The following is a 23,635-nucleotide window of genomic DNA, read 5'->3' on the forward strand; positions in this document are numbered from 1 at the left end:
CTAACTGAAGGGCGCCTGATCTTGTCGCCAGACCGCTCCCACATTGGCGGATCATCCGAAACAGACGGGCTGCACCTTCCTCGATCCGCGTTGATCGATGCTTATGGCAACGGTGGCTTTCGCTTCGCCGATATGTCGCATCGCGGTTCGCTGCTGTGTCTGCCGAATGCCATCTGGGCATGGCCGGTGTCAGCACCGGAGGAGATCACCGAGGCATCACTGCTGCGTGTGTTTGAACAGTCTGTAGACATCGACACACTGTTGATCGGGACGGGGGCAGGTGTCTGGTTGCCGCCAGCGAGCCTGCGCGAAGCGCTGCGGCGCGTGAAAATCGTGCTCGACACGATGCAGACCGGTCCTGCGATCCGCACCTATAATGTCATGATGGGCGAGCGCCGGCGCGTCGCGGCCGCATTGATTGCCGTGCTATGACGGCTTCAGCTTCCGGCGACGCCGCATTTTGTGCCGACCTCGTGCGCTCGCGCGATTTCACAAGCTATGCCGCGAGCCTGTTCGTGCCGCCCGCGCCACGCCGAGCGTGGCTGGCGCTCGCAGCTTTCAGCAGCGAAGTCTCTCATGTCCGCGATCATGTCAGCCAGGCTCTAACCGGCGAGATCCGCCTGCAATGGTGGCGCGATGCCCTGACGGGACACGCCGGTGGAAGCGTGCAGGGCGATGTCACGGGTAATCCGGTGGCCGCCGAGCTGTTGCGGGCGATCAAGGAATACAAGCTACCCGTCGAGAGCTTCATCCGCTTGATCGACGCGCATGTGTTCGACGTCTACGATGATCCGATGCCGGACATCGCTGCGCTCGAGGCACACTGTCGCGACACCTCCGCAGCGCTCTATGCATTGCGCGCCCGTACGCTGGGCGTAACCTCGCCTGAGGTTGCGCGGATATCTGATCACGCCGGCATTGCCGAGGGATTGGTCGATGTGATGCTTGCATTGCCTCGGCACAGTGCACGGCGGCAGCTCTATTTGCCCGCCGATCTCATGAACCTTCACGATGTGATCGCAGAAGACGTATTCATGCAGAAGTCAGATGAGCCATTGCGGCAAGCACTGGCCCATCTGCGCCAAGAAGCACGGAAGCAACTGGACACCGCTTTCGCGCTGATGGGAAATGCACCGGCCGCTGCTCGGCCGGCATTCCTGCCCTTGGTGATGATGCAGCTGATCTTGTCGAAGCTTGAAGCATCGAGTCCGTTCAATCCGCCTTCGATGTCGCGTTTGGCGACGCTCTGGACAATCTGGCGTGCGGCAAGCCGATCGCCATTCAGAAACTGATCCGTTGTAATCGGATCAGGCAGCGTTGGACACGCGCAGCGTGTCAGAGATCCAGTGGTCGAGATCGACCAAGGCGCGCGCGCTGATCGCCTGCTTCTTCGCGATGGTCTTCTCATTACCGCGCAGCCGTGTGCCGTCAGGCTTTTTGGTCGGCGGCGATGCCAGCGGCGGAAACAATCCGAAATTGATGTTCATCGGCTGGAATGAGCGCGGCCCGGCGTCGATCGTCTCGATGTGTCCACCCGTGATGTGGCCAAGTAATGCGCCGAGTGCCGTGGTGGGCGGCGGTGGCGCAATCGCTTCTTGTCGCACATCCGCTGCAGCAAAGAGACCTGCAAGCAACCCAATTCCGGCGGATTCGACGTAGCCCTCGCAACCGGTCATCTGGCCAGCAAAGCGCAGGCGCCGTTGCGCGTGCAGCCTCAATTGCGGATCGAGCAGTTTCGGCGAGTTGAGGAATGTGTTGCGATGGAGACCGCCGAGACGCGCGAACTCTGCGTTCTGCAGGCCTGGGATCATGCGAAGCACCTGCGTCTGCGCACCGTACTTCAGCTTGGTCTGGAATCCGACGATGTTGTAGAGCGTGCCGAGCTTGTTGTCTTGACGCAGTTGCACGATGGCATAGGGCTTAACCGTGGGATCGCGCGGGTTGGTCAGACCGACCGGCTTCATCGGGCCATGACGCAGGGTTTCGCGGCCGCGTTCAGCCATCACTTCGATCGGCAGGCAACCGTCGAAATACGGCGTGTTGGCTTCCCACTCCTTGAAGTCGGTCTTTTCCCCGCTGATCAGCGCATCGACGAATGCGTCGTATTGCTCGCGTGTCATCGGGCAATTGATGTAATCAGCACCGTTGCCGCCCGGACCGACCTTGTCGTAGCGCGACTGAAACCAGGCGATCGACATGTCGATGGAATCGCGATGTACGATCGGCGCGATCGCATCGAAAAAGGCGAGGGCACTCTCTCCCGACAGCGCGCGGATGGCCTCCGCGAGCGGAGCCGATGTGAGTGGGCCGGTTGCAACGATGACGTTGTGCCATTCTTCGGGAGGCAGGCCGGCAATTTCCTCACGCCGGATTTCGATCCTCGGGTGAGCCGTGAGCGCCGCATTGACGGCGGCGGAAAAGCCGTCGCGATCGACCGCCAGTGCGCCGCCAGCCGGCACCTGATTGGCGTCGGCACTGCGCATGATCAGCGAGTTCAGCTTGCGAAGTTCGGCATGAAGTAGGCCGACAGCATTGTTCGCTGCATCGTCGGAGCGGAACGAGTTTGAACAAACGAGTTCAGCAAGGCTATCGGTGCGGTGCGCGTCGGTTGTGCGGACGGGCCGCATTTCATGAAGGACAACGTTCACACCGGCATTGGCGACCTGCCAAGCAGCCTCAGACCCCGCGAGGCCTCCGCCAATAACGTGAACGGTATCCGTGGACGCAGCTTTGTTTTCAATTGTCATGGGCTCACAACTAGTGTGGTGGTTTAGAAGTTCGCGCAGATTTTTCTGCGAGCCGCTGTCAGCGAACTTCTAAACCTAAACCACACTAGAATTATAGCTTACAAGTGTCCTCTCGAATCCAAAGTCCGCTGCGGAGCGCGCGGCAAAATGAGGCGGACTTTGGATTCGGGACACTTGAGCTCACAGGTGGCTGGTGCAACGGGCACGACAGCTCGACCGGGACAATTAAAGACCCATATACACGAGAACGCCCGCAAGAGGCGGGCGTAATCCGTTAGTTCGTCAACTTCGGCTGATTAGCCGTTGTAGGCGCCAGCAGCGACGCGGCGAATGTCCGAGCGATCAAGCCCGATGTCAGCCAGTTCGCGATCGCTGAGCTGCGACAGTTCGGCGACATTGCGCTGATATTCGCGAAACGCCTGAATAGCGCGGATAAACGAGAGCAACATGATAATCTCCTTCGAATTCTCGATTCAGCTCTTGAAAGCAGCTTCATCGTTGAAGTGAATATAGGGGAGGTTTCCGCGCTGCAACACAGCAAATGTTGCGATGCAGCTAGTCTAAAAATGCATGCCTTGTTAAGAAGTGATTAATCTTTCAGCTAAGAATTGAATGGGCGGCCAAAGATTTAGGCGAGATCTGATGCTGATTTCGGCTGTTTATCAAAGCTTTGGCGGAATGCGGAACCATCGGACCCACCCGGCGGGTCAATCACGGGAAGGAGAGCTATGCTTTCCCGGGCGTCAACGGTCGAATTGTTCCACTGAATGCTGATTCCCGAAATATTCTACTCAAAACTGTGAATTATTGTTCATTGTCAGCTCTCACGCAGCGTTGCGTAGTCTAATTGGGAGAATCATGGACGTGTGAAGGTGAGCGTGGCATAGCCGCGCGATGCAGAAATATTCCTCCATGCGCCGTCTCGGTTTGACCTTGCTGCTCTCACAGGCACTGGCGATCCAGGCTCTTGTCGTTGCGTGGAGTGGCGCCCAAGCGGCGGTGCCGGATGCAGCCGCATTCGCGTTGATCTGTCAGGGCACCCAGTCGGACGGTAAGACGGGCGATCCTGCTCGGAATCCTAACCACGGCTTGCACCATGATTGTCTTTCAGTCTGCGCGAGCGGTCTCTCTGCATTGGAGCCGCAGCAGTCTGGTCTGATACTGGCAGGGCATGCCCCGTCTCGCTCCACCGAGATCCTGCACGATACGGGAACGCATGTTGCGTTCACAACGCAGGTCTTTTCGGCGCGTGCCCCTCCAAAGCTAGCTTGAGAAACTAAACGTCGAACTTTCTCAATCAGCTTTCGAGGACACCATGACTACTTCTCTCTACAACCCGCTGAGGTTGCTTGCAGGCGCTGGCGTTACGGCCCTGTCGATTATCGCATCGCAATCGAGCGCATTTGCGCACATCACACTCGCAACCGGCGAGACGCGCGCCAACACCTATTACAAAGCCGTACTGCAGGTGCCGCACGGCTGCGACGGACAGGCGACACAGAGCATCCGTGTTCAGATTCCGGAAGGCGTGATCAGCGTGAAGCCGATGCCCAAACCGGGCTGGACGCTAAATATCACGCGCGGTGCCTATGCCAAAACCTATCAAAGCCATGGCAACGCCGTCACGGAAGGACCAAAGGAAATCGTGTGGTCCGGCGGTTCGCTGTCCGATGACAACTACGACGAGTTCGTGTTCACGAGCTTTATCTCAGGGGATTTCCAGCCTGGGCAGGCGATCTATTTCCCAACCACGCAAAAGTGCGCGAGCGCAGAAATCAGCTGGTCTGAGATTCCGGCAGCCGGACAAAGCCCGCATGCGTTGAAGGCTCCGGCTCCCGGGCTGCGGATCTCCAGCGACACCACAACAATGGCGCAGATGGACCATGGCAGCATGGACCACATGCACATGGATATGGCCGCGCCCGCCGCGACAGGCGGCGATACGTTCAAGGTCGGTGATCTCGTGGTGACGTCACCGTGGACACGCGCGACGCCCGGTGGCGCCAAGATCGCCGGCGGCTACCTGAAGATCACCAACAACGGCAAGACAGACGATCGGTTGGTGAAAGCGACGGCAACCATTTCCGATCGTGTCGAAGTCCATGAAATGTCGATGAATGACGGCGTGATGAAGATGCGCGCTGTTCCAGAAGGGCTGACGATCAAGCCGGGCGAGACGGTCGAACTGAAGCCGGGCGGCTTCCACATGATGTTCCTGGACATCAAGCAGCCGCTCAAGCAGGGCGATACGATGAAGGCAACATTGACATTTGAGAAGGCCGGCAGCGTTGATGTGAACTTCAACGTCAGTTCGATCGGCGCGACGTCAGAGCCTGCTCACAAGCACTAAGCGCGCCTCACGACTTCACGGTGCAGTGGTCAGTCGCTGCACCGTGAAATCGAATTGGCTTTGACGCTATCGGCCAAGTGACGCGGCAAATGCCGCGCCGTCTTTCAGCCCGAGTTCGAACGCGTTTCTGATGCCGTCGGGATTACGGATGTCGAACTGTTTGACATCGATCTTCCGCGAGGGCTGCGCATAGATGCGGCCATTGACGGCCGGCACCGATTTATAGACCCGCGTCAGCAACACCAGCGTACGGCCGCCGGCGGCTTCGATCGGCTTGATCGGTTCGACCGGGACATTGTCCACGAGGCCGCCGTCGAATGCCGGTCGACCATTGACCTCTGTCACCGGCATGAACGGTGGCACGCCGCTCGTCGCCATCAAGGCATCGCGAAGCTGTTGCGGAGATTGCATCTCGCGGGTGGCGACAAACTCGGGATGAAATCCGAGCGCGCGGCCAAATCGTGGATGCACCGGATGAAACAATTGTTTCTCGAGTTGATAGGCACCGATGCCGATAGCCGCGCCGAGCGGTGGAGAGAGGCCGCGCGGCAGCCGCGACACTGCAATCTGCAAATCCGTCATTGCCTGCAGGCGCGAGAGTGCGTCGGCGTCGACAGTCTGTGCAAGCAGTTCAGCGTACATCGGGCCAACGGGGCAGAGGGGCTGACCGGAACGCCACGCAGCGAAATCGAAATTTCTCAGTTGCGGATGACAAGCGCCAATCACCCGTGCGCGCGTCGTAGGCCCCATTTCGAGAAGTGAATAGGTCGCAGCAAACGCGCCTGCGCTGGCGCCCACAACCAGCTTTGGCGCGAGGCCGATCCGTGACGCGGCAGCCTCATAGAAGCCACCTTGCCAGTAACAGCGGTTGCCACCGCCCGCGAAAACGACCGCGTCGAACATGAAGGATATATCCGTATTGGATTGCCTTCATGCCCAACCGCGGTCCGATAAGCAACTCGCTGCGAGCTAGTGTCCTTTGCGTCCCCACATGAAGAGGCTGACCGGGAATTCAGCCGCATAGCGGTGCACTTTGTGCTTTTCAGGCTCCACATATGGCGTGGCTGGAGGTTCGACCACCTTGCGGTAAAGATGCCATGTCGCGTGGCCAAGCACAGGGATTACGACCGTCAAGCCTAAGAAGAATGGTATCGTCCCGATCACCAGCAGGCCCGCGACGATCAGACCCCAGATGGCCATCTGAACCGGGTTTTGTGCCACAACGCGCAGTGACGTGAGAACAGCATCCGCAGCGCTGGCGTGACGATCCAGCATCATGGGGAACGACACCACACTGATGCAAAGCGCCACGAGCGCAAACAGGAAGCCAACGCCACAGCCGATGACAATCAGACTGAGCCCTTTGGGCGTCATCAGCACCTCGTTGAGAAAATTCGGAATGCTGGATGCAGGTGCGTAGCCGAATATCGAGTTGTAGATGGATTGCGCCGCAGTGAGCCAGACCAGGAACAGGATAAGCAACGCTCCACCAAGCCCCAGCATCGCCCCGATCGACGGCGACGACAGCACGCCGAGCGCATGGGATGCGGTGGCATCTTCGCCGGTCTCGCGACGCCGGCTGAGATCATAGAATCCGAGCGCAGCGAAGGGGCCCAGCAACGCAAAGCCAGCCGCCAGAGGGAACAGCAATGGAAGGATCGAGTAGCCCAACGTGGCGCGCGCGAGGACGAGACCTAACACCGGATAGATCAGTGCCAGCATGATGGCGTGCGTCGGAACGGCCTTGAAGTCTTCCCAGCCGAGCCGCAGCGCATCCTTGAGATCGGCGACGGAGATTTTGCGAACGACAATCGCCGAGGAGGACGATGATGCGGGAGGCGATTGAACAGCGCCTGTAACGGGAGTGCTCATGATGGCTGCCTCTTGATCGCGCAGCGCCTTGCAACGCTGCGGTTGCTATGGTGACACTTGGTTGACAGTATCACGATCCGGTCGATGACGAATGGAAAACTTCTGCATCTGAATTTCCCAACCGCGTGAACCGATCTGAACCAACCGCGTTGGTGTGTTCGGCCCTTTTATTTCGCGTAGCAGCGTGAGGAGCGCGAATGCGTCATGTTGCAGCTTTTTGACGGAATTGACTCAAATACCTGTTCCGCACGCGTGCAGTCTTACATTGGCAAGTCATGAGCCCGTGTTTACACTGTTCCACGACCGGCGCGGCGCTGCCGGAAAGACTTGAGGAAGCAGCGCTCAAATCCAAATCAATCCATCCGGATTATCGGGAGTTTGAACAATGAGCATTTTCGGAAAAATCATGGGCGCGATCTTTGGCACCAAGGCAGAAGCTGCAGAGCCCGCAGGTGGTGCCGGCACAGCAGCAGGTGCTCCGGCATCGTCTGGCGCAGCAGGAGCTGGCGCAACTGTACAGATGGTGGATGTCGCCCCAATCCTCGACAAGGCTGTTGCGGCTAAGGGCGAGAAGCTGGAGTGGCGTACGTCGATTGTCGACCTGATGAAAGCGCTCGATATCGACTCGAGCCTGAGCGCACGCAAGGAACTCGCCAAGGAGCTCCATTATGATGGCGACACGAATGACTCCGCCAAGATGAACATTTGGCTGCACAAGCAGGTGATGACCAAGCTCGCGGCCAATGGCGGCAAATTGCCGGCTGATATGAAAACCTGAGCTCTTCGCATTTTATCATGTTCTTGAAGGCCCGCTTCGGCGGGCCTTTTTGCTGCGCTGCACAGTCAGATATTTGACCTTTGCGTGACTATCCAAATCGCCGTCAGAGGAATACAGAATGCCAGCGAGGAATATCGCTGTGCCAACGTTGTTTGGCGAAGTGGTACTGTCTCAACAACATCAGAAAACTGTCACCGTGAAACTCGAGGAAGGAAAAATCCATGACCGATCTCAACCGTAGAACCGTCCTGGCGGGTGGCGCTGCGGCCCTCGCCGGAACCGCCGCACTGACCGAAGCAGCGCAGGCGCAAGTCGGCGTCAAGACCATTTTCCCCGTCGGACAGACGACAATTCCTGTGGTCGGTATCACCGAGGTTTTCCCGGTTCGGCGAATTTACTGCATCGGTCGCAATTATGCGGCGCACGCGATCGAGCGCGGTTCGGACCCGACACGTGAACCGCCGTTCTTCTTCCAGAAGCCGACCGACGCTATTCAAGTCGTCGCCATCGGCACGGTGGCTGATCACCCATATCCGTCGCTCACCAAGAACTATCACCATGAGGTTGAACTGGTGGCCGCGCTGAGGTCGGGTGGCACGAATATCCCGGTCGATAAGGCGCTGGATTGTGTCTACGGCTATACCCTCGGCCTCGACATGACGCGCCGCGACCTGCAGAACGCCATGGGCAACGAGAAGAAGCCGTGGGAAATCGGAAAGAGCTTCGACCACTCGGCAGTGCTCGGACCGCTTCATCCGGTGAGCAAGACCGGGCACTTCACCAAGGGCGCGATCTCGCTCGCTGTGAATGGCACGGTGCGGCAGAATTCGGATCTGACGAAGATGATCTGGAGTGTCGCCGAGCAGATTTCGAAGCTGTCGGAAGCCTTCGAGCTGAAAGCCGGCGATCTGGTTTACTCGGGCACGCCGGAGAATGTCGGCCCGGTGAACAAGGGCGACGTGCTGTTGTGCAAGCTGGAAGGCTTGCCGGACATGTCGATCAAAATCGTCTGACGATTTTCTCCTGCAGTTTCGCAAACAAAAGCCCGCCATTGGCGGGCTTTTTTCATAATGACGAAATGACCTCAGGCCGTGATGTCGGCATATTCCGGGTGTTTTTGTAGGTAATCGACGACAAACCCGCAGCCTGCAACGACCTTGAGATCATTGGCGCGGATTTGCTCCAGCGCACCGTGCACCAATTTGGATGCGATGCCGCGGCCACGGAGCGCCAACGGCGTTTCAGTGTGGGTGATGATCACTCTCCCGGGGGCAAGGCGGTAGTTCGCGAACGCGATCGCGCCATTCACATCCAGTTCGTAACGGCTTAACGCTGCGTTGTTGCGAACGGTTGTCGTTTCTTGACTCGTTTCTTGGCTCATCGCGTGTGCCTTTGTCGCTTTGGGAGAGTGGACAGATTCACTTCAGCAGATCGGCATATTCCGGATGCTTGCCGATATAACCTTTCACGAACGGGCATTGCGGTACGACTTTGAGACCACTGGCGCGGACTTGGTCGAGCGCTCCCTTGACCAATCTTGATCCTATGCCTTTGCCCTCGAGTTCCTTCGGCACTTCCGTGTGAGTGAACGTGATGATATCGCCGGACAGCTGATAGTAAGAGGCCGCGATATGCCCTTCGACCTCGAGTTCGTAGCGGTGTTTTGCTGGATTATTTTGCACGACTTCAGTCATCGATATTTCCAGTTATCTTGAAGCTTTAGTTCTTGAGCGAGCGCGTCAGCAGGGCGCGGAGTGACCACGGTTTGCCGTCGACCGCCCCGCGGATATCATCGATCTTCCAGTGCCCGCCGTCGCGCACGAAATCATAGCGCACCACGTCGTCAGCCGGATTGCGCGGCTGGGCATATCCTGTGGTCATTTTGACGGCGATCGCTGCTGTGCCGCTGTCGAGCTTTTCTGTTGTGACCGTGAAGGATTTTACGCTCGGATCCTGAGAGTTTGTGACCGGGTCGAAATCGATGACGATATCCCCCTCGGGGGTGTGGGCGTCCGACTTTGCCCACAAGGCAACCAGGGATTTCGACAAATATTTCGCCCTGACGGCTTTGTCTTGGATGACGAAGCTCCCATCCGCTTCACCGTTGTCTTTGACGACGCGTTCGTAAATGGAATTGATGATGCCGGGCGGGTCGAAGGAGGAGGGCGTCTTCGCCTGTGACCAGGCCTGTCCAGAGATGAGAAGAGTGGAGGCGATCAAAGCTCCTGCAAACAGCCGCCGGGTTATCATTCGTATGCTCCTGTAAGGTCTTCAAGGTCTGCGCCACTGTCCCGGAGGCGACAATCAATCCATCCATCCGCACAAAATCCTTCCCATCTCCTCTTGTAAAGACTGGTGTGTCTCATACGTCCGTTGCAGGACATATTTGATGCGGCCGGACGGTCGTCTTCGTCCTCCACGATCGAGCCGCTGGCCGCCTCGCTTTTAGGGAGGTTCGTAAAATGTTCGGCCCTGGCTTTCTCAACACGCATCGGACATGGGAAGATTGGTTCGGTATGGCGTTAGGCATGCTGGTCGTGCTGTCGCCCTGGTTAACCGGAGAAGCCAATCACGGCCTCGGTGCAGAGCCTGAACCGCGCTACGTGATCCTGGCCACGATGCTGATCGGCATTCTCGTGTTTGGCCTCGCCCAGATGGAATACGTTGCCCTCCGGCGTTGGGAAGAGGGATGCGAGATGGCGCTCGGCGTCTGCCTGATCGCGCTGCCGCATATCCTCGGCTACACCGGCGAGGGTGCTCTTCGATTGTGGCACACGAGCCTCGGTGGAGCGATCGTTCTGCTGGCCATGCTGAAGCTTTGGCAGGATTGGGACCTGACGGATCAGGAGCTGACCGGACACGGTCAGTAACAACCAAGTTCAGCGCTTTTTGACCGTCGCATAAGAAAGCCGCCGGCCCGGGATTGGACCGGTGGCTAAATTATTCCGCCGCCTCTTTCGTCGGCCGTTTCTTCGGTTTTCCTGCCTTCGCTAGGACCGGCGCGAGGAATTTACCTGTGTAACTGCGCGGCGCCTTGATGATGTCTTCCGGCGGTCCCCAGGCAACAATTTCGCCGCCGCCATCGCCGCCTTCCGGACCAAGATCAATCACCCAGTCCGCCGTCTTGATGACTTCGAGGTTGTGCTCGATCACCACCACGCTGTTGCCCTGCGACACCAGTTCGTGGAGCACTTCAAGAAGTTTGGCGACATCGTGGAAATGAAGTCCCGTGGTCGGCTCGTCGAGAATGTAGAGCGTGCGGCCGGTGGCGCGCTTGCTCAATTCCTTTGCGAGCTTCACGCGTTGTGCTTCACCGCCGGACAATGTCGTCGCCTGCTGGCCAACGTGGATGTAGCCAAGGCCGACGCGTTGGAGCGTCTTGAAGGTCTCCCGCACACGAGGCACGGCCTTAAAGAAGTCGGCTGCTTCATCGACCGTCATGTCGAGGACGTCGGCGATGCTCTTGCCCTTGAACAGGACTTCCAGCGTCTCGCGGTTGTAGCGCTTGCCCTTGCAGGTGTCGCAGGTGACGTAGACATCCGGCAGGAAGTGCATCTCGATCTTGATCAGGCCGTCGCCTTGGCAGGCTTCGCAACGACCGCCTTTGACGTTGAACGAGAAGCGGCCCGGCTCATAACCGCGCGCCTTGGATTCCGGCAGACCCGCAAACCACTCGCGGATCGGCGTGAAGGCGCCGGTATAGGTCGCCGGGTTCGAGCGAGGCGTGCGGCCGATCGGTGACTGGTCGATGTCGATAATCTTGTCGATATGCTCCAGCCCCTCGATGCGGTCATGTGGAGCAGGGCCTTCCGACGCATTGTTGAGCTTGCGCGCGATCGCCTTGTACAACGTGTCGATCAGCAGCGTGGACTTGCCCCCGCCTGAGACGCCAGTGACGCAGGTGAATAGTCCGAGAGGAATCTCGGCAGACACATTCTTGAGATTGTTGCCGCGTGCGTTGATCACCTTGAGGGTCCGCCGATGGTTCGGCGGTCGCCGTTCTTCGATCGGCACAGACAGCTCGCCGGTCAGATATTTGCCGGTCAGCGACTTTGGGTTCGACTTGATTTGCTCCGGTGTCCCCTGGGCGATAATGCTGCCGCCGTTGACGCCCGCGCCGGGACCCACGTCCACGACATAATCTGCGGTCTCGATGGCATCTTCATCATGCTCAACGACGATCACCGTATTGCCGAGATCGCGCAACCGCCGCAGCGTATCGAGCAGGCGGGCATTGTCGCGCTGATGCAGGCCGATCGACGGCTCGTCGAGCACGTACAGCACGCCCGTCAGACCGGAGCCGATCTGCGACGCGAGGCGGATGCGCTGGCTCTCACCGCCGGACAGGGTGCCGGACGAGCGGGACAGCGTCAGATAGTTCAAGCCGACGTCGAGCAGGAACGACAGCCGCTCACGGATCTCCTTTAAAATCCGCACTGCAATTTCGTTCTGCTGCTTGTTCAGCGTCTTGGGGACGGACTCGAACCACTCGCCCGCGCGAAGAACGGAGAGTTCTGAAATCTCGCCGATATGCTTGCCGCCGATCTTGACGCAAAGCGCCTCGGGCTTCAGGCGGTGGCCGTGACAGGCCTCGCACGGGATGTCGCTAAAATACTTGCCAAGCTCTTCGCGCGCCCACTCGCTTTCGGTCTCGCGGAAGCGGCGTTCGATATTGGTGACGACGCCTTCGAACGGCTTCTTTGTGTCGTACGACCGGACGCCGTCCTCGTACGAAAACTTGATCTCTTCATCGCCTGAGCCAAACAGGATCGCGCTCTGCGTTTTCTTCGGCAGATCCTTCCACTTGGTATCAAGCGTGAACTTGTAGAACTTGCCGAGCGCCTGCAACGTCTGGATGTAATAAGGGGAGGACGACTTCGCCCATGGCGCAATCGCTCCCTTGCGCAGCGTCTGCTCCTTGTCGGGAATGACCAGATCAGCGTCGATGTGCTGCTCGACACCGAGGCCGCCGCACTTCGGGCAGGCACCATAAGGATTGTTGAACGAGAAAAGCCGCGGCTCGATCTCGGGGATCGTAAAGCCGGAAACCGGGCAGGCGAACTTCTCCGAGAACAGGATGCGCTCGGGCCCGCTCTTGTCGTGGATCTTCGCCGTCTTCTTTTCAGGCTTCTTGTCGGCTGCGGTGTCACTTGCGGCAGCAGGCGCATCCGCGAATTCGACCACGGCAAGGCCTTCTGCCAGCTTCAGCGCGGTTTCGAACGATTCCGCCAGGCGCTGCCCCATGTCAGGACGCACAACAATGCGGTCGACTACGACATCGATGTCGTGCGGGAATTTCTTATCGAGGGTCGGCGCATCGGCGAGTTCATAGAACTTCCCATCGATCTTGACGCGTTGGAAGCCCTTCTTCAGGTACTCTGCCAGCTCCTTTTTATATTCGCCCTTGCGGCCGCGCACGACGGGGGCCAGCAGATAGAGGCGGGCGCCTTCCGGCAGCGCGAGCACGCGATCGACCATTTGCGAAACGATCTGGCTTTCGATCGGCAGGCCCGTTGCCGGCGAATAAGGATTGCCGACGCGCGCCCACAAGAGGCGCATGTAATCATAAATCTCTGTGACGGTGCCGACGGTGGAGCGAGGATTTTTCGAGGTTGTCTTCTGCTCGATAGAGATGGCCGGCGACAGCCCGTCGATTTGATCGACGTCCGGCTTCTGCATCATCTCGAGGAATTGACGAGCATAAGCCGATAGCGATTCAACGTAGCGCCGTTGTCCCTCGGCGTAGATCGTGTCGAACGCCAGCGAGGATTTGCCCGATCCCGACAAGCCAGTGAACACCACGAGCTTGTCACGCGGAATTTCGAGATCAACGTTCTTGAGATTATGTTCGCGGGCACCGCGGATCGTAATCGCGCGCAGACTTGATGCTGCAGCAGTCGACTTGCGGCTCGCCTTCACTACTTCATCCATGGAATCGTTTCCGGTGACGCGCCGGGCGCAAACAGAACGTCATCCCCGGAAACGCGGAGAGACTGTCACCAGTTGCTCGGCCAGATTTCAATGCTCGGAACATAGGAAGAACGGTTGGAGATTTCCAGTCCCCACGTCGCGCCATCAACCGTTTGATTCGGTTCCGGGGATGGAGTTCCGTTCAATGTCGCCTCATCGGCGCACGAAACAAAAAAGCCGGCTCGAAGAGCCGGCTTTTCCGCAATTCCCTGAGAAGCTCAGGTCAGGCGAAGATCAATACTTCGCGACGACCGGGCCGGCCCAGTTGAAGTGATAGTTCACGCCAACCTTCACAGTGTGCAGGTCGTCCTTGTAGCTGACGAAAGCGGGACCACCGGCGACCACAACGTTGGTGGTGTCGAAGTTGTAGTACTGGTACTCAACCTTCGCCGACCAAGCCGGAGCGAACATGTACTCGAAACCGCCGCCGACTGTGTAGCCGGTGTCCTTGCGATCGGTCACGGCCGGCAGGAAGCCAGCAGTTGCTTCGAGGCTCTTGTCGTCACGGAATGCGACACCGCCCTTAGCGTAGATCATGCCGGGACCCCAGGTGTAGCCGAGGCGACCGGTGACCGAAGCGAGCCAGTCGGAACGATCACGAAGCGAATCGACTCCGTTCGAGAAGTTGCGGTCGCTGTTCGACAGGCCGCTGATCTGGCCTTCAACACCGACAACCCAGTTCGGAGCGAACTGATAGTCAGCACCGATCTGACCACCGCCGAGGAACGCTGCGTCGCGGTTCGAGCCGGTGATGCCGAGGATGTTCGACGAGAAGCTGTCGTCACCACCGAATGCAGCGCCGATGTGACCGCCGACGTAGATGCCCGACCAGTTGTAGACAGGTGCCGGAGCGTAAGCAGGAGCCTTGGTGTAGGTGCGAGCCGGCAGGTCAGCCGCGAACGCCGATGCGGTACCGAAAGCAACGAGTGCTACGGTGCCGAGCAGAAACTTCTTCATTTCAATTCTCCAGTTATGCCTGCTTCATTTGTCTGAAGCAGTTTTTCTTGAAAGCGAACGCAGTGGCATTGCGATTCCATGAGGGGAATATACTGGCTTCTGCCAAAAATGCCGTCTCCCAAAAGCAACACTCGATGGGGAAGTCATTCCTTCTAACGCAAGGAATTGTTTGGAACTTTTCAACTTTTCACTCCACGTTTCGATCACGCTTTCGACACATTCCGGGGCCGCATTCGTAAAATTGTCAGATATTCAATGAGTTCCAGTGGAGGTAAGGGCTTGCCTAGGAACAAATAGAGTACATACTGTGTTGACAGTGCCTCCGGCTCAGCCGGATGCGGTGGATAACCGCACAGTGGGCGTCGTCGGGAGGACCAGAACGTATAGGGTCAGCCCAGACACGGCGTCCGGCATTTGAGGTCGGGGCCCGACGACATAAGTAGAGGGCGCATTGGAGCGCCAGAGTGGAGATCGATCATGGCGGGAAGCGTCAATAAAGTAATCCTGGTTGGCAACCTTGGCGCCGATCCTGAAATCAAGCGCACGCAGGATGGACGCCCCATCGCCAACCTGAGCATTGCGACATCGGAAACCTGGCGGGACCGTGCGACTGGCGAGCGCAAAGAGAAGACGGAATGGCACCGGGTCGTGATCTTCAACGAAGGGCTCTGCAAGATTGCAGAGCAATATTTGAAGAAGGGGGCCAAGGTTTATCTCGAGGGTCAGTTGCAGACCCGCAAATGGCAGGACAAGGACGGCAAGGACCGCTATTCGACGGAAGTCGTCCTTCAGAACTTCAATTCGACCCTGACCATGCTTGATGGGCGAGCAGGCGGCGGCTCGTTTGCGCCTGAAGAAGGTGGCGGCGATTTCGGATCGTCGGGGCCGCGTTCAGCGCCTCCGCGCCGGGTGGCTGCAGGCGGCCGCAACGACGACATGAACGATGACATTCCGTTCTGATTGTTCAGGACGAGCATTTCTGCGGGTGTCCCAAGCGAGGGACACCCGTTTTCTTTTTGGATATTGGTCGCAGCGGGAATAACGGCGCGAAACTCACCTCGAATGCGCGGCGATCTTCGGCAAAAATATCTGCCAGGACAGGCCTACAGTCACGCCGCCTTGGTGAACATTGTCAGCGTGCCTTTCTCGTCGATGTTGATCGCGACAACTTGGGCTGAGGTGACACCTTTGGCTTTCAGCGCAGACGAAATCGCAGGCGATGCATCAATCGATGTTCGCAGTGACTTCAAGTCCTCGTCGCTCGTCCGCGACACAAGCGCGTCAACCTGCGAGCGCACTTCCGGTGACAAGTCCTTGACGTCCACCACCTGAACGTTGCGAATTGTCGGCTGTGTTTGAGATTGTGCCTGAGACTGCGCGGGAGGCTGTTTAGCAGGGGCCTGTGCCAGCGCTGGTACGCCGAACACGAGTAATGTGCCGGTGGCGACTGTTGTAAGCATTCGCATGATCGATACCTTTCAAGATCGGGGTACGGAACACGCGTGGTATCGTCGAAAGGTGGTGAGGGACTGGTGCTGATGCGGTCATTCAATGAAAGATGTGATCACAATGTGCACTCTTTATCGAGGACGCGGCAGCGAGATCCGCTAGCCCTGGCCAAATGCGGTCCGGGCTCCGTCAATCACGAACTGTACTGCCAGTGCTGCGAGCACTACGCCAAGCAACCGTGAGAGCACGACGTTCCCGGTAATCCCGAGCAGCTTCGCCACGCGTCCCGCAAAGGCGAAAGCAGCCGCGCACAGCACCGCCACAATGGCGATGATGGCAATTAGAGCAGCCAACATCAGCGGATCATTTCCGGTTCGTCCCGCCAGCAGCAGTGTGGCGGTGATCGCACCCGGACCCGCGATCAATGGCGTGGCGACAGGAAATGCCGCGATATCGCGGACTTTCTCTTCGATGGCCTGTTCCGCTTCGCGCACTTCGCGCGCCGGGCGCGTCCCCAACACCATTTCAAAGGCAACCACGAACAGCAAAATGCCTCCCGAAATCCGGAAGGCGGGCAGACCGATACCCAAGCGATCGAGCAGCCAGTTCCCAACCAGTGCAGTTCCCGCAAGAATGACGGCTGCAATCACGGCAGCGCGTAAGCCAACGCCTTTACGGGCTTCGGCAGGAAGACCGTGCGTTGCAGACAGAAAGGCTGGGACGATCCCAACCGGATCGACGACCACGATCAATGTCACGAAGGCAGTCAAAGCGTAGTCAAGCACGGCGATCTTTCTGCCTTTTCAGAAGGCTTTTGGCGAGCCGGCGAACTATATCGCAAGGAAAGGAATCACGCGCTAAACGCGTGTTTTGCCGCAGCCAGAACGGGCATCCAAAGGCGGGTTTTTCGCCCTCGTAACCCGCTGAAAGTGTGGCGTTTTTCTGGTCGTTTTTGAGTGCTGCTGCGGTTGGCTTTGCCGAATGAATTCGCCTATATAGCGGTAGCAATTTCGCACTCAGGATTCGCATTTTGGCTGACCCGCAAGATCCGCCGTCCGGTCCCACCGAGACGAACGATATCCGTCCCGTTTCAATCACGGATGAGATGAAGCGCTCCTACCTCGATTACGCGATGAGCGTGATCGTGGCGCGTGCGTTGCCGGATGCGCGTGACGGTCTGAAGCCCGTTCACCGCCGCATTCTCTATGCGATGTATGAAAACGGGTTTGAGTGGAACAAGCCGTATCGCAAGTCCGCGCGAACCGTCGGCGACGTGATCGGTAAATACCATCCCCACGGCGACCAGTCGGTGTACGACGCAATGGTGCGCATGGCGCAGGACTTTTCCATGCGCGTGCCGCTGATCGACGGGCAGGGCAATTTCGGCTCGGTCGACGGCGATATGGCGGCGGCCATGCGTTACACCGAAGCGCGCCTGCAGAAGGTCGCGCATTCGCTGCTCGATGACATCGACAAGGACACTGTTGACTTCCAGCCGAACTACGACAGCTCCGAGCGCGAGCCGAAGGTTCTGCCGGCGAAGTTCCCGAATTTGCTGGTCAACGGTGCGGGCGGCATCGCGGTCGGCATGGCGACCAATATTCCTCCTCACAATCTGGGTGAGGTAATCGACGCATGTATCGCGCTGATCAACGATCCAGCGCTCAGCATCGATGATCTCATCAATATCATTCCGGGGCCGGATTTCCCGACCGGCGGCATTATCCTCGGCCGTCAGGGCATTCGCTCGGCCTATCACCTCGGCCGTGGCTCCATCGTGATGCGCGGAAAGGTGACGATCGAGACGATCCGTAAGGACCGTGAGGCGATCGTCGTCTCCGAAATCCCGTATCAGGTAAACAAGGCCAGCATGGTCGAGCGCATCGCAGAACTGGTGCGCGAAAAGAGGATCGAAGGCATTGCGGACCTGCGCGACGAGTCCGATCGCGATGGCTATCGCGTCGTGGTCGAACTGAAGCGCGATGCCGTTCCGGATGTTGTGCTGAACCAGCTCTATAAGTTCACGCCTCTGCAGACGAGCTTCGGCGCCAACATGGTGGCGCTGGACGCTGGCCGTCCACTGGTGATGAACCTGAAAGATCTGCTGACGATCTTTGTTACGTTCCGCGAAAACGTGGTTTCGCGGCGGACCAAGTTCCTGCTCAACAAGGCGCGTGATCGCGCGCACATTTTGGTCGGCTTGGCGATTGCGGTTGCCAATATCGATGAAGTCATTCGCGTCATCCGGACTTCGCCTGATCCAGCTACCGCGCGTGATACTCTTATGTCGCGCGACTGGCCTGCTCAAGATGTCGCGACGATGATCACTTTGATCGACGATCCGCGTCATAAGCTGTCCCCCGATGGCACCGCACGGCTGTCGCTGGAGCAGGCAAAAGCGATCCTCGATCTGCGCTTGCAGCGCCTCACCGCACTTGGTCGTGAAGAAATTTCCGACGAACTCGACAAGCTTGCCACCGAGATCGCCGACTACCTCGACATTTTGCGTTCGCGTGCGCGCATCCAGGGAATCGTCAAGGACGAACTCACCGCTGTGAAGGACGAGTTCGCCACGCCACGCCGGACCGTGATCATCGATCAGGAAGGCGAGGTCGAGGACGAAGACCTGATCCAGCGTGAGGATATGGTCGTGACCGTGTCGCACGCCGGTTATGTGAAGCGTGTGCCGCTCTCCACCTATCGCTCGCAGAGGCGTGGCGGCAAGGGCCGCTCGGGTATGCAGACGCGCGATGAGGACTTCGTCAGCCGCCTGTTCGTTGCGTCGACCCATACGCCGGTGCTGTTCTTCTCCTCACGCGGCCAGGTCTACAAAGAAAAGGTCTGGCGTCTGCCGGTGTCAGCTCCGAACTCGCGCGGCAAGGCGCTGATCAACATCCTGCCGCTGGAGCAGGGTGAGCGCATCACCACCATTATGCCGCTGCCCGAGGATGAATCGTCGTGGGCCAACCTCGACGTGATGTTCGCCACCACCGGCGGCAACGTCCGGCGTAACAAGCTGTCCGATTTCGTCGATGTTCGTCGTTCCGGCATCATTGCCATGAAACTCGATGAGGGCGAGGCGATCGTTGACGTGCAGATCGCCACCGAGAACGACGATGTGCTGCTGACCGCTGGAGGCGGACAGTGCATCCGCTTCCCGGTCACCGATGTGCGCGTATTCACCGGCCGCACCTCGATGGGCGTTCGTGGCATCGCGCTGAGCGAAGGCGACAAGCTGATCTCGCTGACGATCTTGCGCCACATGGACGTCAATGCCGATGAGCGCGCTGCCTATCTGCGCCGTGCCAATGCGGTGCGTCGTGGCGGTGCAGAAGAAGAAGTGGCTCCGGATCAGGAGGAAGCCACCGGCGCAATCGAGCTCGGCGAGCAGCGCTATGTCGAGATGTCGGCCGCCGAGCAGTTCGTGCTGACTGTCTCCGAAAACGGATATGGCAAGCGCTCGTCGTCTTACGAATACCGCACCACTGGCCGCGGCGGTAAAGGCATCGTCGCGATGTCGGTCAACAACCGCAATGGCAAACTGGTGGCATCCTTCCCAGTGGAAGACAGCGACCAGATCATGCTGGTGACCGACAAGGGCCAGCTCATCCGCTGCCCGGTGGAGGACATCCGCATCGCTGGCCGTTCGACGCAGGGTGTGATCGTGTTCGACACCGCCGACGACGAGCACGTGGTGTCGGTCGAACACATTACTGAAGAGACTGAGAACGGAAACGGGAACGGCGGTTAATCCGCCGTTCTTCGGCCGAGAATGCGCCGGCCTTACCGCCGGTCCGTGGTGATCACACGCACAGGTTGGATTGCAGTGTTACCGCTGCCGCGCAGACATGCCGCGTCGATGTGGGGCCAGGACTGGGCGGCACAACCCGTGTCAGGCAGTACGACGGCTGGGGCGGGCGCCTCAGCTTTGGCAATGGTGGTTTGGCTGGCTTCGGTCGTTTGGCCTGCTTCCACTTCAGGAGCGAGGCCCGGCGCAAAGGTAATGGCTGCTGCAATCGCTGCCGCGGCAACGATCGCCGAAATCGCTTTGATCATGGTGGTGTCCCTGTCCCTGTGGCCTTGGCTAGTGTCCCGAATCCAAAGTTCGCTTAATCGCGCAGAGAGCTCCGTAGCGAACTTTGGATTCGAGAGGACACTAGGAAGCTTATGATTCTAGTGTGGTTTAGGTTCAGAAGTTCGCTGGAAGGACTCGCAGGAAAGATCGAGCGAACTTCTGAACCACCACACTAGCCTGCTTGCCAAGGAGACGCGGAAGCGGGCCGAAAGGTTCACAAGTCCTTAAAAATATAACTGCCGGACTTTGCGGACTGGGCGGGAACTATGCGCGCTTGCGGGCGTTCGCCGGGCAGGGTAGGACGGAGCATGTCCCGAGTTGCATTCTATCCGGGGTCGTTCGATCCCGTTACCAACGGTCATCTGGATGTCGTGCGGCAGGCCTGCGGCCTGGTGGACCGCCTCGTCGTGGCCATCGGCATCCATCCCGGCAAAGCGCCGCTTTTCTCGACGGAAGAACGGCTTGAGATGGTGATGGAGGTGTTTGCGCCCATCGCTGCCAAGGTTGGCTGCAAGATCGAGTGCGTCACCTTCGGTGACCTGACCGTGACTGCTGCCCAGCGGGTTGGCGCGACCATTCTGATCCGCGGCCTGCGCGACGGCACCGACCTCGATTACGAAATGCAGATCGCAGGAATGAACCAGACGATGGCACCCGAGGTCCATACGGTTTTCATCCCTGCCTCCACCACCGTCCGCCCGATCACCGCCACACTGGTGCGGCAGATCGCTAGCATGGGCGGCGACATCTCTCCCTTCGTGCCCAAGGCCGTGGCAACACGCCTCAAGACCAAATTCGCTGGATAGTCAGCCTTCCTCGGAGTTTCCATGATCCGCATTCTCGCTGTTTTCGCGGCCCTCGTTCTTGCTTCGCCCGCATTTTCGCAGGCGCTGCCCGCCGGCCTCGATAAGAACAACGCCATCGTGATCGACACCAACAAAGGTCGTGTCGTCATCAAGCTGCGTCCCGACCTTGCTCCCCAACACGCCGAGCGCATCAAGCAGCTTGCGCGTGATGGCTACTACAACAACGTGCCGTTCCATCGCGTGATCGAAGGGTTCATGGCACAAACTGGCGATGGCCAGCGCTTTAACGGCACAGGTGGTTCCAAGTATCCGAACTTGCAAGCTGAATTCTCCAACGTGCCGTTCAAGCGCGGCATTGTCGGCATGGCCCGCGCTGGCGACCCTAATTCGGCCAATTCGCAGTTCTTTATTATGTTCGCTGAGGGTTCGTTCCTGAACGGCAAGTACACCGTGGTCGGTGAGGTCGTCTCGGGGATGGATGTCGTCGACAAGATCAAGCGCGGCGAGCCGGTTCAAGACCCGGACAAGATGATCAAGGTGCAGGTCGCGTCCGACATCAAGTAGGACACCACCATTCACGAGGCGGCGATGCTGCGAAAGCGAATTATAGTTGTTTTCGCGGCATTGCTCGCCATATCAGTCCTGACGACGGGCACCCAGGCGCGTGCCGAAGAAGCCCAGGCCAACACCCTTCAGGAGATTTTCGCGAAGCTGAAACAGTGCTGGAAACCTCCCAGATTGTCGCCTTCGCATCCTGGAATGCAGGTCACGGTGCTCGTCAGCTTCACGCGCAATGGCGAGATCCTTGGTCACCCTCGGATTACCTATGAATCTCCTGATGCGACCGATGACGACCGGCTCCAGTACCGGATTGCCGTGATGAACACACTGCAGGCCTGCACGCCGATGCCTTTTAGCGATGGCCTTGGCAATGCAGTAGCTGGACGCCCATTCACCGTGCGGTTCGACGACCGCAGACGTAAACCCAAACCGACAGAGAGACAGGCATGGCTGAGACCACCGAAAATACTTTGATCCTCGAAACCACCCAGGGCCCCGTGACCATCGAAATGCGTCCTGACCTTGCGCCGGGCCATGTTGCCCGCATCAAGGAATTGGTGCGTGATGGCTTCTACGACGACATCGTCTTCCATCGCGTCATCGACGGCTTCATGGCGCAGACCGGTTGCCCGGAAGGCACCGGCATGGGCGGTTCAGGCCAGAAGTTGAAGGCCGAGTTCAACGAGGAGCCGCACGTGCGTGGCACCGTGTCGATGGCACGCGCTGCCAACCCGGATTCCGGCGACAGCCAGTTCTTCATCTGCTTCGACGATGCCCGCTTCCTGGACCGTCAGTACACCGCGTGGGGCAACGTGACCGACGGCATGGACAACGTCGACAAGATCAAGCGCGGCGAGCCGGTCCAGAATCCGGACAAGATCGTTAAGGCCTATATGGCTGCTGACGAAGCCGCTTGATCGGGATACTAATCTCTATTCGATCGCGGATGGCCGGGCATGTCCCGGCCATCGACATTTGAGCCACCATGCGTACCGATCTGTTCGATTTCGACCTGCCCGAAACCAGCATCGCGCTGCGGCCCGCGAGCCCGCGCGACGCCGCGCGCATGCTTGTAGTGCGCCCCGGCCAAGGTTTGCAGGACACGACGGTTCGCAACCTTACAGAATTTCTCAGGCCCGGCGATCAGATCGTGGTCAACGACACCAAGGTGATCCCGGCGCAGCTTTCCGGCCGACGGATCGGCCGAGAGACCGAACCGAAAATCGAAGCGACGCTGATCAAGCGGCTCGATGGATCGCGCTGGCAGGCGCTGGTGAAGCCGGCGCGGAAGCTGTCGGTCGGAGACGTAGTGCGCTTTGGCAACGAGGGGCGTGTCTGCCTGCTCGGTAATCTCGACGCGCAGGTCGAGCAGAAGGGTGACAACGGCGAGATCGTGCTGTCGTTTTCGTTTCACGGTCCGGTGCTGGATCAGGCTATTGCGGATGTCGGCACACCGCCGCTGCCGCCTTATATCGCGTCGCGCCGGACGCCCGATGATCGCGACACGAGCGATTATCAAACCATGTTTGCCGCGAACGAGGGCGCCGTTGCAGCTCCCACGGCTGGCTTGCATTTCACGCCGGATCTCGAAGCCGCCCTCAAGGCGCACGGCATCGGCCTCAATCGCGTGACGCTGCATGTCGGTGCCGGGACCTTCCTGCCGGTGAAGGCGGACGATACCGCCGAGCACCGCATGCATGCCGAATGGGGCACTGTGTCAGCAGAGACCGCGGATGCACTCAACGCGGCGCGCGCCAAAGGTGGACGTATCGTGGCAGTTGGGTCGACCTCGCTGCGGCTCTTGGAAAGCGCCGCAGCTGAGGATGGCACCATTCAGCCCTTCACGAACGACACCGCGATCTTCATCACGCCAGGCTACCGTTTCAAGGCGGTCGACGTGATGATGACGAATTTTCATTTGCCACGCTCGACACTGTTCATGCTGGTCTCGGCCTTCAGCGGCCTCGACACCATGCAGCAGGCCTATGCGCATGCCATTACGAACGGCTATCGCTTTTATTCCTATGGCGACGCGTGCCTGTTGTTTCGCGCGCCGAGCTGACCCATAAC

26 protein-coding genes are annotated in these 23,635 nt (G+C 58.8%); 14 read left to right on the plus strand and 12 right to left on the minus strand.

Features of this window, described 5'->3' with window-relative positions; all coding sequences use genetic code 11:
* Nucleotides 1–21: 21 nt before the first annotated feature.
* The gene (locus ACZ5C3_RS15130; RefSeq protein WP_464030915.1) at nt 22–432 is read left to right on the plus strand and encodes an Mth938-like domain-containing protein; all 411 of its coding nucleotides are present in this window, start codon (nt 22–24) and stop codon (nt 430–432) included.
* The gene (locus tag ACZ5C3_RS15135) at nt 429–1,292 is read left to right on the plus strand and encodes a phytoene/squalene synthase family protein (protein ID WP_464030917.1); all 864 of its coding nucleotides are present in this window, start codon (nt 429–431) and stop codon (nt 1,290–1,292) included. The genes ACZ5C3_RS15130 and ACZ5C3_RS15135 overlap by 4 nt, the downstream gene beginning before the upstream one ends.
* 15 nt (nt 1,293–1,307) lie before the next feature.
* Here ACZ5C3_RS15135 and trmFO read toward each other — a convergent pair whose 3' ends face one another.
* Entirely contained in the window at nt 1,308–2,747 is a 1,440-nt protein-coding gene (gene trmFO, locus ACZ5C3_RS15140; RefSeq protein WP_464044133.1) for a methylenetetrahydrofolate--tRNA-(uracil(54)-C(5))-methyltransferase (FADH(2)-oxidizing) TrmFO, read from the minus strand.
* A 296-nt stretch (nt 2,748–3,043) separates the two neighbouring features.
* A complete protein-coding gene (locus ACZ5C3_RS15145) occupies nt 3,044–3,196 on the minus strand; it encodes a DUF1127 domain-containing protein (protein WP_464030919.1) in 153 nt (50 codons plus the stop codon).
* A gap of 463 nt (nt 3,197–3,659) precedes the next feature.
* Here ACZ5C3_RS15145 and ACZ5C3_RS15150 point away from each other — a divergent pair, with 463 nt between their 5' ends.
* Nucleotides 3,660–4,019 (plus strand): hypothetical protein, encoded by a 360-nt coding sequence (locus ACZ5C3_RS15150; protein WP_464030920.1) that lies wholly within the window; start codon nt 3,660–3,662, stop codon nt 4,017–4,019.
* A gap of 43 nt (nt 4,020–4,062) precedes the next feature.
* A complete protein-coding gene (locus ACZ5C3_RS15155; RefSeq protein WP_464030922.1) occupies nt 4,063–5,097 on the plus strand; it encodes a DUF1775 domain-containing protein in 1,035 nt (344 codons plus the stop codon).
* Nucleotides 5,098–5,163: 66 nt separating this feature from the next.
* On the opposite strand, the gene ACZ5C3_RS15160 is transcribed toward ACZ5C3_RS15155, so the two are convergent.
* The gene (locus ACZ5C3_RS15160) at nt 5,164–6,000 is read right to left on the minus strand and encodes a patatin-like phospholipase family protein (RefSeq protein ID WP_464030924.1); all 837 of its coding nucleotides are present in this window, start codon (nt 5,998–6,000) and stop codon (nt 5,164–5,166) included.
* A gap of 66 nt (nt 6,001–6,066) precedes the next feature.
* A complete protein-coding gene (locus tag ACZ5C3_RS15165; protein ID WP_464030926.1) occupies nt 6,067–6,969 on the minus strand; it encodes a DUF2189 domain-containing protein in 903 nt (300 codons plus the stop codon).
* A 385-nt stretch (nt 6,970–7,354) separates the two neighbouring features.
* On the opposite strand from ACZ5C3_RS15165, the gene ACZ5C3_RS15170 reads away from it, so the two are divergent.
* The gene (locus tag ACZ5C3_RS15170) at nt 7,355–7,747 is read left to right on the plus strand and encodes a DUF3597 domain-containing protein (protein ID WP_464030928.1); all 393 of its coding nucleotides are present in this window, start codon (nt 7,355–7,357) and stop codon (nt 7,745–7,747) included.
* A 221-nt stretch (nt 7,748–7,968) separates the two neighbouring features.
* The gene (locus ACZ5C3_RS15175; RefSeq protein WP_464030930.1) at nt 7,969–8,760 is read left to right on the plus strand and encodes a fumarylacetoacetate hydrolase family protein; all 792 of its coding nucleotides are present in this window, start codon (nt 7,969–7,971) and stop codon (nt 8,758–8,760) included.
* 71 nt (nt 8,761–8,831) lie between these two features.
* Here ACZ5C3_RS15175 and ACZ5C3_RS15180 read toward each other — a convergent pair whose 3' ends face one another.
* Genes ACZ5C3_RS15180 through ACZ5C3_RS15190 form a run of 3 tightly spaced genes read right to left on the minus strand, consistent with a single transcriptional unit; the run spans nt 8,832 to nt 9,967 of the window.
* A complete protein-coding gene (locus ACZ5C3_RS15180; protein ID WP_464030931.1) occupies nt 8,832–9,128 on the minus strand; it encodes a GNAT family N-acetyltransferase in 297 nt (98 codons plus the stop codon).
* Between the two features lie 37 nt (nt 9,129–9,165).
* Nucleotides 9,166–9,441 (minus strand): GNAT family N-acetyltransferase, encoded by a 276-nt coding sequence (locus ACZ5C3_RS15185; protein ID WP_464030933.1) that lies wholly within the window; start codon nt 9,439–9,441, stop codon nt 9,166–9,168.
* Between the two features lie 25 nt (nt 9,442–9,466).
* Entirely contained in the window at nt 9,467–9,967 is a 501-nt protein-coding gene (locus ACZ5C3_RS15190; RefSeq protein ID WP_464030935.1) for a DUF3828 domain-containing protein, read from the minus strand.
* A 242-nt stretch (nt 9,968–10,209) separates the two neighbouring features.
* Between ACZ5C3_RS15190 and ACZ5C3_RS15195 the strand changes: the two genes are divergently transcribed.
* Nucleotides 10,210–10,617, plus strand: a complete 408-nt coding sequence (locus ACZ5C3_RS15195; RefSeq protein WP_464030936.1) for an SPW repeat domain-containing protein — start codon at nt 10,210–10,212, stop codon at nt 10,615–10,617.
* Nucleotides 10,618–10,687: 70 nt separating this feature from the next.
* On the opposite strand, the gene uvrA is transcribed toward ACZ5C3_RS15195, so the two are convergent.
* Entirely contained in the window at nt 10,688–13,678 is a 2,991-nt protein-coding gene (gene uvrA, locus ACZ5C3_RS15200; protein WP_464030938.1) for an excinuclease ABC subunit UvrA, read from the minus strand.
* A gap of 273 nt (nt 13,679–13,951) precedes the next feature.
* Nucleotides 13,952–14,674 (minus strand): outer membrane protein, encoded by a 723-nt coding sequence (locus ACZ5C3_RS15205; RefSeq protein WP_464030940.1) that lies wholly within the window; start codon nt 14,672–14,674, stop codon nt 13,952–13,954.
* A gap of 477 nt (nt 14,675–15,151) precedes the next feature.
* On the opposite strand from ACZ5C3_RS15205, the gene ACZ5C3_RS15210 reads away from it, so the two are divergent.
* Entirely contained in the window at nt 15,152–15,634 is a 483-nt protein-coding gene (locus tag ACZ5C3_RS15210) for a single-stranded DNA-binding protein (RefSeq protein WP_464030941.1), read from the plus strand.
* A 149-nt stretch (nt 15,635–15,783) separates the two neighbouring features.
* Here the strand turns inward: ACZ5C3_RS15210 and ACZ5C3_RS15215 are convergent, their stop codons facing one another.
* Together ACZ5C3_RS15215 and ACZ5C3_RS15220 are read right to left on the minus strand one after the other, a co-directional pair.
* Nucleotides 15,784–16,140, minus strand: a complete 357-nt coding sequence (locus tag ACZ5C3_RS15215) for a hypothetical protein (protein ID WP_464030943.1) — start codon at nt 16,138–16,140, stop codon at nt 15,784–15,786.
* Between the two features lie 141 nt (nt 16,141–16,281).
* Nucleotides 16,282–16,908, minus strand: a complete 627-nt coding sequence (locus ACZ5C3_RS15220) for a MarC family protein (RefSeq protein WP_464030945.1) — start codon at nt 16,906–16,908, stop codon at nt 16,282–16,284.
* 245 nt (nt 16,909–17,153) lie between these two features.
* Here ACZ5C3_RS15220 and gyrA point away from each other — a divergent pair, with 245 nt between their 5' ends.
* The gene (gene gyrA / locus ACZ5C3_RS15225; RefSeq protein ID WP_464030947.1) at nt 17,154–19,874 is read left to right on the plus strand and encodes a DNA gyrase subunit A; all 2,721 of its coding nucleotides are present in this window, start codon (nt 17,154–17,156) and stop codon (nt 19,872–19,874) included.
* 32 nt (nt 19,875–19,906) lie between these two features.
* On the opposite strand, the gene ACZ5C3_RS15230 is transcribed toward gyrA, so the two are convergent.
* On the minus strand, nt 19,907–20,179 hold the full coding sequence (locus tag ACZ5C3_RS15230; RefSeq protein ID WP_464030949.1) for a hypothetical protein: 273 nt from the start codon (nt 20,177–20,179) through the stop codon (nt 19,907–19,909).
* A 327-nt stretch (nt 20,180–20,506) separates the two neighbouring features.
* Here ACZ5C3_RS15230 and coaD point away from each other — a divergent pair, with 327 nt between their 5' ends.
* The 5 genes from coaD to queA all read left to right on the plus strand — a co-directional run bounded on the left by coaD (nt 20,507) and on the right by queA (nt 23,627).
* On the plus strand, nt 20,507–21,004 hold the full coding sequence (gene coaD / locus ACZ5C3_RS15235) for a pantetheine-phosphate adenylyltransferase (RefSeq protein WP_464030951.1): 498 nt from the start codon (nt 20,507–20,509) through the stop codon (nt 21,002–21,004).
* A gap of 21 nt (nt 21,005–21,025) precedes the next feature.
* Nucleotides 21,026–21,568, plus strand: coding sequence for a peptidylprolyl isomerase (locus ACZ5C3_RS15240; protein WP_464030952.1), 543 nt, complete (start codon nt 21,026–21,028; stop codon nt 21,566–21,568).
* 24 nt (nt 21,569–21,592) lie between these two features.
* On the plus strand, nt 21,593–22,039 hold the full coding sequence (locus ACZ5C3_RS15245) for a hypothetical protein (protein WP_464030954.1): 447 nt from the start codon (nt 21,593–21,595) through the stop codon (nt 22,037–22,039).
* Nucleotides 22,012–22,482, plus strand: a complete 471-nt coding sequence (locus ACZ5C3_RS15250; RefSeq protein WP_464030956.1) for a peptidylprolyl isomerase — start codon at nt 22,012–22,014, stop codon at nt 22,480–22,482. The genes ACZ5C3_RS15245 and ACZ5C3_RS15250 overlap by 28 nt, the downstream gene beginning before the upstream one ends.
* A gap of 68 nt (nt 22,483–22,550) precedes the next feature.
* On the plus strand, nt 22,551–23,627 hold the full coding sequence (queA, locus tag ACZ5C3_RS15255) for a tRNA preQ1(34) S-adenosylmethionine ribosyltransferase-isomerase QueA (protein ID WP_464030958.1): 1,077 nt from the start codon (nt 22,551–22,553) through the stop codon (nt 23,625–23,627).
* Nucleotides 23,628–23,635: the final 8 nt, after the last annotated feature.

Source organism: Afipia dichlorophenoxyacetatis (assembly GCF_055386385.1).

Coding starts and splice junctions, on each gene's coding strand:
- ACZ5C3_RS15135 (WP_464030917.1), top strand. CDS start 429: ATGACGGCTTCAGCTTCCGGCGACGCCGCATTTTGTGCCGACCTCGTG.
- ACZ5C3_RS15215 (WP_464030943.1), bottom strand. CDS start 16,140: ATGCGAATGCTTACAACAGTCGCCACCGGCACATTACTCGTGTTCGGC.
- ACZ5C3_RS15245 (WP_464030954.1), top strand. CDS start 21,593: ATGCTGCGAAAGCGAATTATAGTTGTTTTCGCGGCATTGCTCGCCATA.
- ACZ5C3_RS15145 (WP_464030919.1), bottom strand. CDS start 3,196: ATGTTGCTCTCGTTTATCCGCGCTATTCAGGCGTTTCGCGAATATCAG.
- queA (WP_464030958.1), top strand. CDS start 22,551: ATGCGTACCGATCTGTTCGATTTCGACCTGCCCGAAACCAGCATCGCG.
- ACZ5C3_RS15180 (WP_464030931.1), bottom strand. CDS start 9,128: ATGAGCCAAGAAACGAGTCAAGAAACGACAACCGTTCGCAACAACGCA.
- ACZ5C3_RS15240 (WP_464030952.1), top strand. CDS start 21,026: ATGATCCGCATTCTCGCTGTTTTCGCGGCCCTCGTTCTTGCTTCGCCC.
- coaD (WP_464030951.1), top strand. CDS start 20,507: ATGTCCCGAGTTGCATTCTATCCGGGGTCGTTCGATCCCGTTACCAAC.
- trmFO (WP_464044133.1), bottom strand. CDS start 2,747: ATGACAATTGAAAACAAAGCTGCGTCCACGGATACCGTTCACGTTATT.
- ACZ5C3_RS15230 (WP_464030949.1), bottom strand. CDS start 20,179: ATGATCAAAGCGATTTCGGCGATCGTTGCCGCGGCAGCGATTGCAGCA.
- ACZ5C3_RS15250 (WP_464030956.1), top strand. CDS start 22,012: ATGGCTGAGACCACCGAAAATACTTTGATCCTCGAAACCACCCAGGGC.
- ACZ5C3_RS15165 (WP_464030926.1), bottom strand. CDS start 6,969: ATGAGCACTCCCGTTACAGGCGCTGTTCAATCGCCTCCCGCATCATCG.
- ACZ5C3_RS15170 (WP_464030928.1), top strand. CDS start 7,355: ATGAGCATTTTCGGAAAAATCATGGGCGCGATCTTTGGCACCAAGGCA.
- ACZ5C3_RS15160 (WP_464030924.1), bottom strand. CDS start 6,000: ATGTTCGACGCGGTCGTTTTCGCGGGCGGTGGCAACCGCTGTTACTGG.
- ACZ5C3_RS15175 (WP_464030930.1), top strand. CDS start 7,969: ATGACCGATCTCAACCGTAGAACCGTCCTGGCGGGTGGCGCTGCGGCC.
- ACZ5C3_RS15185 (WP_464030933.1), bottom strand. CDS start 9,441: ATGACTGAAGTCGTGCAAAATAATCCAGCAAAACACCGCTACGAACTC.
- ACZ5C3_RS15195 (WP_464030936.1), top strand. CDS start 10,210: ATGTTCGGCCCTGGCTTTCTCAACACGCATCGGACATGGGAAGATTGG.
- ACZ5C3_RS15210 (WP_464030941.1), top strand. CDS start 15,152: ATGGCGGGAAGCGTCAATAAAGTAATCCTGGTTGGCAACCTTGGCGCC.
- uvrA (WP_464030938.1), bottom strand. CDS start 13,678: ATGGATGAAGTAGTGAAGGCGAGCCGCAAGTCGACTGCTGCAGCATCA.
- ACZ5C3_RS15155 (WP_464030922.1), top strand. CDS start 4,063: ATGACTACTTCTCTCTACAACCCGCTGAGGTTGCTTGCAGGCGCTGGC.
- ACZ5C3_RS15205 (WP_464030940.1), bottom strand. CDS start 14,674: ATGAAGAAGTTTCTGCTCGGCACCGTAGCACTCGTTGCTTTCGGTACC.
- ACZ5C3_RS15150 (WP_464030920.1), top strand. CDS start 3,660: ATGCGCCGTCTCGGTTTGACCTTGCTGCTCTCACAGGCACTGGCGATC.